This is a genomic window from Aminobacter ciceronei, from assembly GCF_014138625.1.
In the GTDB taxonomy this organism is placed as follows: Bacteria; Pseudomonadota; Alphaproteobacteria; order Rhizobiales; family Rhizobiaceae; genus Aminobacter; species Aminobacter ciceronei.
The window spans coordinates 1-11,678 of the sequence record NZ_JACJHY010000003.1 but is presented as its reverse complement, the minus strand read 5'-3'; the positions used below and the strand labels follow the sequence as shown (position 1 = coordinate 11,678).

The following is an 11,678-nucleotide window of genomic DNA, read 5'->3' as shown; positions in this document are numbered from 1 at the left end:
GCTGGACAGATCACGGCTGATGCGTGGATATAGCGAGCAGTTCGAGGGCCGATTCTTGCCGATAACTGCGGATGAAATCGCCAGCCACCCCGCGCTGCAGGAGCTGATCCGGCGGCAGTCGCAGGCATTGCTGATCGCCTACGAGGCCAATCCGCGGCAGTCTTCCATCTTCGCCACCCAGCAACGCTGGCTGATGGGCCACATCGGCTTCGCCGTCTATTTCAATCGAGACGCCGGCGAGCCAGGACTCCTGACGTCGCGCTTCCTCGACATGACCCAGGCCTACGCGGTGGCGAGCCGCAACACTGCCGACGCCTTCCTCAAGGAACTGCTCAACTACGGCTACATCGAATATTGCCCCGAGAGCGACGACCGCCGGGCACGGCCGGTGCGTCCGTCGCAATCGACGTTCGATGCCATACATGGCTGGATCATGGTGCATCTGGCGACGCTCGACGGCCTCGACGGTGGCCAGCGCCTCGCCACCTATCTGGCGACTTCGGACGGCATGGACCGCATCGAGCCGCTGATCTGCGAAGGGCTGCTGTCTTCGCAGGCCATCCGCGAGCCGGCCAACACGTTTTCGTTGTTCACCTGGCTCAACAATGGCGGCATCATCATGGAACGGCTGATCGTCGGGCTGGAAGACGCCAGCAGCGGTGCCGAACAGTTGTCGACAAGCATCACCTCGATCGCCGAAATGGGCCTGTGGCTGCAGCTTTCGCGCTCGCATCTCGCCCGCAAGTTGCGCGAAGCGGAAGCACTCGGCAGCATCGGCTGGCGCGGCAAGCGCGGCAGTTCGGTGATGTGGGTTTCCAGGGGGTTCCTCGGCGAAATCGCCGCCGCACAGGCAGCGAAGCTCGCCGTGATCGACGCGGCATACGAGGCCTCGCTCGCCCCCGAAATCGGCTAAACACCTGCAATAACGGCCGAAATTCCCCCCAATAATAGTCAGTCTCTAACAATTGACCCCTTTTTTTGGCGGGCATAGGGTCCCGCTCATCCCGGCGCTTGGGGTTTTTGGGGCGGGCGCCGGAGCTGAACTTAGCAGCCGATGTGAACTGCGCCGACAGCACACCTGTCGCGGCGCTGGCGGAGCCTTGCGCGCCGCCGGCTGCCGGTTTGCGTCCGCGATACAGGGAATATCACGTGAGCAGCACCAGCGGCGACCTTGAAGCCATTCGTGACAATGCCGCGACGGATGCGAAGACCGTCGTGCCGGTGTCGTCGCAATCATCCCGGCACGGCCGCTACCGCATGGCGCTGCTTGCCTGCTCGGCGCTGATTGCGCCGTTGGCGCTTGGCCCGGCGATCCAGGCGGCGGCGGCCGATACTATCGGCAACGACGGTGGCAATGGCGGCAACGGTAGTGGCACCAGAGCCGGCTCGTTCGGCATGCCCGCTGTCAACGCGGCCGGCGGCAACGGCGGCGGCGGCGGCCAGTCGGGCAACGGCCAGCCTTCTGGAGGCAATGGCGGCAACGGCGGCGCCGATGGCGGCTTTGGCGGTGGCGGCGGTGGTGTTTCTGACAACGGCGGTGGTGGTGGCAGGGGCTACAACGGCGCAGGCGGCGGTGGTGGCGGTGGTGGCGGCGGCGCCGGCCTGGTCGTCAACTCCGGTATCGTCAACGTCAATCAGAACTCGTATGGCGGCAAGGGCGGCAAGGGCGGTTACGCCGGTGTTCAGATTGGCGGCACCTCGATCGGCGGCGGCGGTGGCGGTGGCGGTGGCGGCAGCGGTATTCTCGTCGGCGGTACGAGCGGCTCCACCACAGTAACCGTGGGCGCCGGTGTTTTTGTGCGCGGCGGGTTCGGCGGTGACGGCACCGAGGGTCATACCAATGGTGGACCGGGCGGTGCATTGCGAGCCAGTGACATGGGCGCCGGCGGCAATGGCGGCCATGGCATTTCGGTCACCGATCCGAACGGCGCGACGATCATCGTCAATGGCGATGTCTCCGGCCTCGATGGCGGTGCGGGCGGTGGCTGGGCGGGTGCTCGGGCGCCGAGCGGCGCTGCGGGTGTCGGCATCCGCGGCCAGAACCTGAACATCACCATCGGCACCGCAGGCGCGATCCGACGCTCGCAAAACGGGCAGGACGCGATCTACATCACAGGCGGAACCAACCGGGTCACCAGTCTGGGCACCGCCCCCAATCAGGGCACCGTCCAGGGCGCGATCCATCTCGGCGCCGGCGTCACCACCATCGCAGGCAACTATTCGGGCGGCGTCAGGCCGACCTGGATACAGGTAGACGGCGGGGCGGAGATGAAGGTCGAAGGCAGCACCGCTGCCAACGATGCCAAGGCGATCCACGACCTGCAAAACTATGGCCTGGTCACGCTCGGGGCATCGAGGTGGCTGAGCCTCGGCGCCGGCACCAACTACGCGACGATCAACATCGGCTCTGCTGCAAAACTCGAAACCACCTATGCCGAGTTCAACAACCGAGGCACGATCAACGTCGCCGATCAGGGCATCATCGACGCGGGAACCGCCTTTCTCAACTATGCCGGTGCGGTTCTCAATCTCAACGGCACCGCGACGGTCAAGGCCACCTACGGGGCGGTGACCAATCTGGGGCAGTTCAACGTCAAGAACGGCGACGTGGTCAGCGCCGGCGCGTTCTACAACGATGGCGGCACGCTGTCGCTGTCGGGCGGCAGCCTGTCCGGCATCGACCAGCTGTTCAACCGCACCGGCGCCACGGTCGACATCGCCGCCGGACGAAAGCTCTCCGTCGCAACGTTCGCCGGAACCGGCGGTAGCACCACGGGCGCCGGGACCATCGAGGCATCGACCGCCTTCAACCTCGAGGCCGGCTCCTACGCGACAAAACTCACTGGGACGGCAGGGCTCAACAAGATCGGCCCTGGCACGGTCACGCTGACCGGCACCAACACCTACACCGGCGGCACAGACATTTCGGGCGGTACGCTGTCGGTCGCGTCCGACGCCAGCCTCGGCAACGGCGTGCTGAGCTTCAACGGCGGCACGCTGAATGCCACCGCATCCTTCGCCACCGGCCGCGACGCCACCCTTGGCGCCAGCGGCGGGGGGCTTTCGGCCGACGCCGGCATGACGCTGACCTATAACGGCCTGCTCAGCGGCACCGGCGCGCTGTCCAAGTCGGGCGCCGGCACGGTGGTGCTTGGCGCCACCAACACCTATGCCGGCGGCACCGCGGTCAATGCCGGCACGCTCAGGCTCGGCGCCGGCGGCAGCCTGCTGTTCGGCAAGGATCTCTCCGTCGCCGGCGGCGCCACCTTTGACCTCAACGGCAAGGCCCAGACCATCGGCAGGCTGACCGGCGCCGGCGCGGTGGCGCTCGGCGCGGGCGCCCTGACCGTCGGCCACGGCGACGTGTCCTCGACTTTCGCCGGTGCGACCTCGGGCACCGGCTCGCTGACCAAGGTCGGCAGCGGCATGCTCACGCTCACGGGCGCCAACACGCACAGCGGTGGCACCACGGTGAGCGGCGGTCAATTGCAGATCGGCGATGGCGGCACGTCAGGTTCGCTAGCCGGCAACGTCGCGCTGGCCAGCGGCACTGCGCTGACGTTCAATCGCTCGAACACGCTGACCTTCGCTGACGTCATCTCCGGTGGCGGCAGGGTGACAATTCTGGGCGGTGGCACCACGATCCTAAGCGGCAACAACACCCATTCCAACGGTACCGAAATTTACTCTGGCACGCTCCAGCTCGGCAATGGCGGGACCAGCGGCTCTGTTCTCGGCGCGATCGACAACTATAACGGCACGGTCGCCGTCAACCGTTCCAACACCTATACGCTCGCCAACAGCATCAACGGCAATGGCGGCTTCAGCCAGCGCGGCACGGGCAAGACGATCCTGACCGGCGCGAACACCTTCTCAGGTGGCATCGCCGTCAATGCCGGCACGCTCAGTGTCCGCAATGCTGGTGCGCTCGGCAACGGTTCGAGCGCCATCGATGTCGCGGCCAATGCAACGCTCGAGATCGACGGTGACATGTCGATCGACACGCGCGCGCTGAGGCTCAAGGGCACCGGCGCCAACGGCAAGGGCGCCCTGCACACGGTCTCGGGCGAAAGCAGCGCGATGGCCCAGGCCACCCTGAGCGGCACCGCGCTGGTGCTGACGGAAGCGGGCACCGGCTTCGAGTTCCTCGGCGGCGTGGACGGCGACGGTCACCGGCTGACCATCGACGGCAGCGGCCGGACCGGCATCACGGGCCTGAGCGGTGCCGGCTCCGAACTTGTGAAAGCCGGCTCCGGCAAGCTCCTGCTGCGCGGGCCAAGCACCTATACCGGCGGCACCTACATCGGCGGCGGCACCGTCGAGGTCGACGGGTCCGGGGGGCTCGGCACCGGCACCGTGGCCTTCGGCGGCGCGGCAACCTTGCGCGGCACCAACGGCTGGCTCGACAATGCCTTCGATCTCGATGCCGCCGCCACGCTCGATACCGACACCTCGATCGTCCTCAACGGCGCGATCAGCGGCGCGGGCAGCCTGGTCAAGACCGGGTCGGGCGATCTGGTCCTCAACGGCGTCAACAGCTACTCCGGCGGAACGACCATCTCGGCAGGCAGGCTTACCCTTGGCAATGGCGACCCCGCTACGCTCGGCAGCGGCGCGGTCGTCAACAACGCGATGCTGGTCCTCAACCGGGACGGCGACTACACCCTCGCCAACAGCTTCTCCGGCACGGGCACCATGGAGAAGCAGGGCTACGGCACGTTGACGCTGAGCGGCGCCAACACCATGTCCGGCACCACCTCGCTTGTCGGCGGCACGTTGCAGATCGGCGACGGCACTTCGGGCGGCGGCATCGGCAGCAGCTCTGTCGTCGCCCTGAACGACAGCACGCTTGCCTTCAACAGGTCGAGCCTGGTGACCTTCGGTGGCATCCTGTCCGGTACCGGCGGGCTGACGCAGAAGGGCAGCGGCACCACTGTGCTGTCGGGCGAGAACATCTACGCTGGCACGACGAAGATCACCGCCGGCACGCTGCAGGTCGGCGACGGCGCCACGTCAGGCAAGCTGGGCTCGGGCAGCGTCGAGAACGCCGGCACGCTCGCCTTCAACCGCTCCGACATCGTCACCGTCGCCAATGCTATCTCGGGCGCCGGAACGTTCGATCAGGCCGGCACCGGCACCACCATCCTCACAGGCACCAGCAGCTACACCGGCGCAACCAGGGTTTCCGCCGGCAAGCTGGTCGTCAACGGCTCGATCGCGTCGTCCTCCAGCGTCACGGTCGATGCCGGCGCGACCATCGGCGGCAGCGGCACCATCGCCACCACCATCGTCAACGGCACGCTGTCGGCGGGCAACAGCCCTGGCACTCTGACCGTCGACGGCGACCTCACCCTCAACAGCGGCTCGACCAGCATCTTCGAGCTCGGCACGTCAGGCGTCGTTGGCGGCCCGACCAACGATCTCGTCATCGTCAATGGCGACCTGACGCTCGGGGGCACGCTTGAGACGCCCAATGCGGTGACCGGCTACTACCGGCTGTTCAACGTCTCGGGCAGCGTCACCGGCTCGTTCCACACGCTGCCCACCGATGCCATCATCAGCACCGCCGTCGCCAACCAGGTCAACCTGATGATCCGCAACAACGACCAGTTGCTGCAGTTCTGGGACGGCACCGACCTCGCCGGCAACGGCACCGTCGACGGCGGCAGCGGCACCTGGAGCGCCGGCAATGGCAACTGGACCGGGGCACCTGGGGAGGCCACCATCAACGACGGCTGGCGTGGCGAGGTCGGCGTCTTTGCCGGCACGGCCGGAACGGTCACCGTCACCGGTTCGCTGGCCTTCCAGGGCCTGCAGTTCTCGACCGACGGCTATGAGCTCACCGGCGGCATCCTCGCCCTGTCCGGCAATCCCCACGGCAACGAAAAAGCGAGCTTCATCAACACCGACAACGGTGTCACGGCGACAATCGGCTCGATGATCGCCGACGGCGACATGACCGAACTCGACAAGCTCGGCCTCGGCACGCTGATCCTGACCGGCGACAACACCTACACCGGCAAGACCACCATTTCCGCAGGCACCCTGCAGCTCGGCAATGGCGGCACGTCGGGCTCGGTCGCCGGCGATATCGTCAACAACAGCGTGCTGGCCTTCAACCGCTCCGACGACGCACTCGTGATCAGCGGCTACATCGGCGGCACCGGGCGCGTCGAGCAGAACGGCACCGGCACGACAACCCTGACCTCCGCCAACTATTACACCGGCGGCACCACGATCAGCGCCGGCACGCTGCAGATCGGCAATGGCGGCTCGATCAAGGGCGACGTGCTCAACAACAGCAGGCTGGTCTTCAACAACACGGAGGCCAATGGCGAATTTGCCGGCGACATCACCGGCACCGGCGCGATGACGCTGACCGGTAACAGCACCGTCCTGATGAGCGGCGACATCAGCCACTCCGGCGGCACCACCATCGACAGCGGCAGCGTGCTGCAGATCGGCAAATCCGAGACGAGCGGCACGCTGTCGGGCAAGGTCAGCAATTCCGGCACGCTTGCTTTCGACAGGTCGGACGACAGCTCCTTCGACGGCGACATGTCAGGCTCGGGCGACTTCAAGAAATATGGCGCAGGCAAGCTCACCCTGTCGGGCGACAGCAGCGGTTTCGACGGCATCGTCTATTCGCTTGCCGGAACGTTGCGGCTCGAAAACAGCCTCGCGGCAGGCACCGGCTACATCATGATGTTCGGCGGCGGCCTCGACTATGGCGCCGGTGTCGACCTCGCCAACATAATGACCCTGCAGCAGGAAAACACCGTGCTGTCGGTCGCGTCGGGCACGGCCACGCATTCGGGCTACATTCTCAGCGGTGGCGGCGAACCGCGCGCCGTGGAGAAGACCGGCGCCGGCGCGCTTGTCGTCAAGGCCATGCAGAACGGTGGTCCGACCACGGTCAGCGGAGGCACGCTCAAAGCGGGCAATGCGGATGCATTCGACATGACTGGCGCGATGACCGTCAAGGCCGATGCAACGCTCGACCTCGACGGCTACGACCAGCGTATCGGCTCGCTGGCAGGCGCTGGCTCAGTCACGCTCGGCGTGGCCAGGCCGCTCTGGGGTTCGCCGCAAGAGGTCACGCTGACGACGGGTGGCAACGACGCCTCGACCACGTTCTCCGGCTCGATTTCCGGGGCCGGCAACCTGTCGAAGATCGGCACCGGCGTCTTCACCCTGAGCGGCAGCAACAGCTACACGGGCAAGACCTGGCTTGATGGCGGCACGCTCAAAGCGGGTGCTGCCAATAGCTTTTCTTCAGCCAGCGCGGTCGAAGTCGCCAGCGGTACCGAGCTCGATCTCGACGGCTTCGACCAGGTCATCGGCTCTCTCGCAGGCGCGGGCACGGTTTCGCTTGGAGCCGGCACGCTGACCGCGGGCGGCAACAACGGCTCGACCGAATTTTCCGGCATCATCACCGGCACCGGCAGCCTGACCAAGAAGGGCACGGGTAGCTTCACCCTGTCCGGCGCGAACACCTACACAGGCGCAACCAAAATCGATGCAGGCACGCTGACCGCGGGCGCCGCCAACACGCTTGCTTCGTCCAGCGCGGTCAGCGTCGGCTCAGGCGCCACCTTCGACCTCGACGGTCACAACCAGACCATCGCCTCGCTGGCCGGCGCCGGCAACGTCAAGCTTGGGGCAGGCACGCTGACATCGGGCAATGGCGACGACACCGAATTCTCAGGCGTCATGTCGGGCGGCGGCTTCACCAAGCAGGGCAGCGGCAAGCAGACCATGTCGGGCGAAAGCACCTACACCGGCGCGACCGCGGTCAAGGCCGGCGAGCTTCAGGTCAACGGCAAGCTTGGCAATACCGCCGTCAGCGTCGACAGCGGCGCGACGCTGTCCGGCTCGGGTACGGTCTCGGGCAGCGTCACCGTCTCCGACGGCGGCCATATCGCGCCTGGCGCCGGCAAGGGCACGCTGACGGTCGGTTCGCTCAACCTGTCCAACGGTGCCAATCTCGACTTCGAGCTCGGCGCCCAGAGCGACCGCATCGACGTCAAGGGCGACCTCGTGCTGGACGGCAAGCTCAATGTCAGCGGCGGCAACGACTTCGGCGCCGGCGTCTACCGGCTGATCGACTATGGCGGCACGCTGACCGACAACGGCCTGGTCATCGGCACCGTACCCGGCGCTTTCCAGGCCAGCGATCTCACCATCCAGACACAGGTGGCCAAGCAGATCAACCTGATCAATACCGGCGGCACGGCGCTCGCCTTCTGGGACGGCGGCGCCAACGGCAACCTCAACAACGGCACCGTCGACGGCGGCTCCGGAACGTGGAGCGCCCAAGGCGGTAACTGGACCCGCCAGGACGGCGCCTTCAACGCACCGATGGCGCCCCAGCCCGGCTACGCCATCTTCCAGGGCACAGCCGGTACGGTGACCGTCGACTCGAGCCAGGGCGGCATATCGGTCACCGGCATGCAGTTCGCGACCAGCGGCTACGTCATTAAGGGCGACGCGATCGGCCTGCATGATGCCGCCACCACCATCCGCGTCGGCGACGGCACGACCTCCAGCGACGGCACGGTTGCGACGATCGAAGCCGAGCTCACCGGCTCCGGCGGACTGGTCAAGGATGACTACGGCACGCTCGTGCTGAGCGGCGCCAACAGCTACACCGGCGGCACCGTCATCAAGGGCGGCACATTGTCGATCTCGTCCGACGGCAATCTAGGTGCTGCCTCGGGCGGGCTCACCTTCATCGGCGGCATCCTGACCAACACCGCGGCCATGACCACCGCGCGCGACATCGAGCTGCGCCTGGCAGGCGGCACGTTCGACGCCCAGGCGGACCTCACAGCGTCGGGAACGATCTCCGGCCAGGGCAAGCTTACCAAGACGGGCAGCGGCACGCTGACGCTGGCCGGTACCAACACCTATGCCGGCGGCACGAAGATCAGTGCCGGAACGCTGCAGATCGGCAATGGCGCCACGAGCGGCTCGATCACCGGCGATGTCGCCAATTCCGGCACACTGGCCTTCAACCGCTCCGACCTTCTGACCTTCGCCGGCGCGATTTCGGGCAGCGGCGCGGTCAAGCAGATCGGCACGGGCAAGACCGTTCTGTCAGGCACCAACAGCTACACTGGCGGCACGACCATCGCCGCCGGCACGCTCTCAGGTTCGGCCACCAGCTTCGGCAGCGGCGCAATCCTCAACGACGCCGCCTTCATCATTGACCAAGCCACCGACGCCGGCTTCGCCAATGCCATCAACGGCACAGGCAGCTTCACCAAAGCGGGCGCAGGTGCGCTTACGCTGACCGGCACCAGCCTGCTCTCAGGCGACACCGAGGTCAGCGCCGGCAAGCTCTCGGTGAACGGTTCGCTCGCCAAGTCGGCGGTGACGGTCGCTTCGGGCGCGACCCTCGGCGGCACCGGCATCATCGGCAAGCTGACCGCGCAGTCCGGATCGATCGTCAACACCGGCAGCTCGATCGGCACGCTCAGCGTCGCCGGCGACGCCAGCTTCGCTGCCGGCTCGACCTTCCAGGTCGATGCCGACACGACCAAGTCCGACAGGCTCTCGGTCGCCGGCAAGGCGATGCTCTCGGGCGGCACTGTCCAGGTTCTGGCTGGCAGCGGCAACTACGCACCGTCGACGCAGTACACCATCCTGACCGCGGCAACCGGCGTGCTCGGCCAGTTCGCTTCCGTCACCAGCAACCTCGCCTTCCTGACGCCGACGCTGACCTACACCAGCAACGCCGTCGGCCTGTCGCTCGACCGCAACGACATCAAGTTCACCGACATCGCCGCGACCCGCAACCAGTTCGCCGCCGGCGGGGCAGCCGACAAGCTGGGCAACAAGCACGCGATCTACAAGGCCATCGTCAATCTCGACAAGGACGCCGCGCGCAAGGCCTTCGACGCACTGTCGGGCGAGGTCCACGCCTCGGTCCGCGGCATGCTCGTCGACGACAGCCGCTTCCTCGCAAGTGCTGCCAACGACCGTATCCGCGCTGCCTTCGGCGACATCGGCACGCAAGCCCTGCCCGTCATGGCCTATGGCCCCGACGGCCCCGAGATCGCCGAGGCGACGACCGAGCGTATGGCCTTCTGGGGTCAGGCCTATGGCTCCTGGGGCAAGACCGGCAGCGACGGCAACGCGGCAGCCTTCGGCCGGACCACCGGCGGCTTCATCGGCGGTCTCGATGCCGGCATCGGCGACAACCTTCGCATCGGTACCTTCGCCGGTTACAGCAATGGCAGCTTCGATGCCGGCAACCGCGCGTCCTCCGGTGACAGCAGCGCCTACCATACCGGTGTCTTCGCGGGCGGCCGGTGGCAGGCGTTCGGCCTGCGCGCCGGCGCCGCCTACAGCTGGACGGATATCGAGACCAGCCGCACCGTTGCCTTTGCCAACTTCAAGGACAAGCTGACCGCCAGCTATGACGCCGGCATCGCCCAGGTCTTCGGCGAGGCGAGCTATCGCCTGCAGACGGGCGACGCGATCGTCGAGCCCTTCGCAGCGCTTGCCTATATCAATGTCAGGACCGACAGCTTCACCGAGAAGGGCGGCCAGGCGGCGCTGACGGCCAACGCCTCGACCACCGAGACGACGTTCACGACGCTCGGCGTCAGGGCCAGCACCGACATTGCCATCCGCGGCATGGACGCCACGCTGCGCGGGATGGCCGGCTGGCGCCACGCCTTCGGCGACGTCACCCCGCTGAGCTCGGTCGCCTTCTCAGGCGGCGCCGCCTTGACCGTCGCCGGCACGCCGGTGGCGAAGGATGTGGCGATCGTCGAGGCCGGTCTCGACCTCGCGCTGAGCCCCGATGCCAAGCTCGGCATAGCCTATACCGGCCAGTTCGGCTCCGGCGTCGTCGACCAGAGCTTCCGGGCTAGTCTCGGCGTCAATTTCTGATCAAGGGGGCGACGGAGACGCCGCTCCGGTCTGTCCGCAGTCAGGGCCCAGACACTCCCCCGCCGCTTACGAACAGTTGGCCAGACCGAGACGCTCGGGAACTCCCTTCGCCGCCCCTCAGATGGAACCTCCCGAGACGCCAGGGGTTGAACCTCCTTCAAGGAGTTTCACAATGGCCGACAAGCGAGAGTTCGAAGCAAAATTCTGGAAGTCGATACGTTCAGACATGACCGTGATGGTAAGCGTCTCAGGCATCGACCCGCGCCCGATGACCGCGCAGTTCGATGGCGAACGTAAGACCATCTACTTCTTCACGGCAAGCGACACGGAGCTTGCAGGCAAGCTAGCGCGCGCCAGAAAAGCAACGCTGGTCTACGCGGCCAAGAAACATGACCTGTTTGCCACCGTCCATGGCACCCTCAGGATCGACGGCGACCGCAGCACGATGGATCGGCTGTGGAACCGCTTCGTCGCCGCGTGGTTCGAGAAGGGCAAGGATGATCCGAAGCTCAGGCTGCTGCGGTTCGAACCGGCGGACGCCCAGATCTGGCTCGACGCTTCCAGCCTCGTTGCCGGCGTCAAGATGTTCCTGGGCCTGGGTGACCCCAAGCAGGACTACAAGGACAGCGTGGCGAAAGTGCCCCTTTAGCCAAGAGGCGAGCGAGCTCGGACGTGGTCGAATGAGCGACCCGAGACATAGGTGACGTTTCGTACCGGACACATGGGTAACACTTTTGGCTTTTGGCCGGAGGTGTTGATGCCGTGGAAGGAGAGTT

Annotated in this window: 3 protein-coding genes; all 3 read left to right on the top strand. The window is 66.5% G+C overall.

Translation table 11 applies throughout. The features are described 5' to 3' along the window. Nucleotides 1–19 precede the first annotated feature (19 nt). The 3 genes from HNQ95_RS03925 (at nt 20) to HNQ95_RS03915 (ending at nt 11,551) form a co-directional block, all read left to right on the top strand. Complete coding sequence (locus HNQ95_RS03925; RefSeq protein WP_246340573.1) at nt 20–913, top strand: hypothetical protein; 894 nt, start codon at nt 20–22, stop codon at nt 911–913. A 236-nt stretch (nt 914–1,149) separates the two neighbouring features. Further along, the gene (locus tag HNQ95_RS03920; protein ID WP_182573595.1) at nt 1,150–10,902 is read left to right on the top strand and encodes an autotransporter-associated beta strand repeat-containing protein; all 9,753 of its coding nucleotides are present in this window, start codon (nt 1,150–1,152) and stop codon (nt 10,900–10,902) included. A 172-nt stretch (nt 10,903–11,074) separates the two neighbouring features. Next, on the top strand, nt 11,075–11,551 hold the full coding sequence (locus HNQ95_RS03915; protein ID WP_182573596.1) for a pyridoxamine 5'-phosphate oxidase family protein: 477 nt from the start codon (nt 11,075–11,077) through the stop codon (nt 11,549–11,551). Nucleotides 11,552–11,678 lie beyond the last annotated feature (127 nt).

Bases quoted from the DNA above. Each gene is read 5' to 3' on its own strand.
- HNQ95_RS03925 (WP_246340573.1), top strand. From the start codon at position 20: ATGCGTGGATATAGCGAGCAGTTCGAGGGCCGATTCTTGCCGATAACT.
- HNQ95_RS03915 (WP_182573596.1), top strand. From the start codon at position 11,075: ATGGCCGACAAGCGAGAGTTCGAAGCAAAATTCTGGAAGTCGATACGT.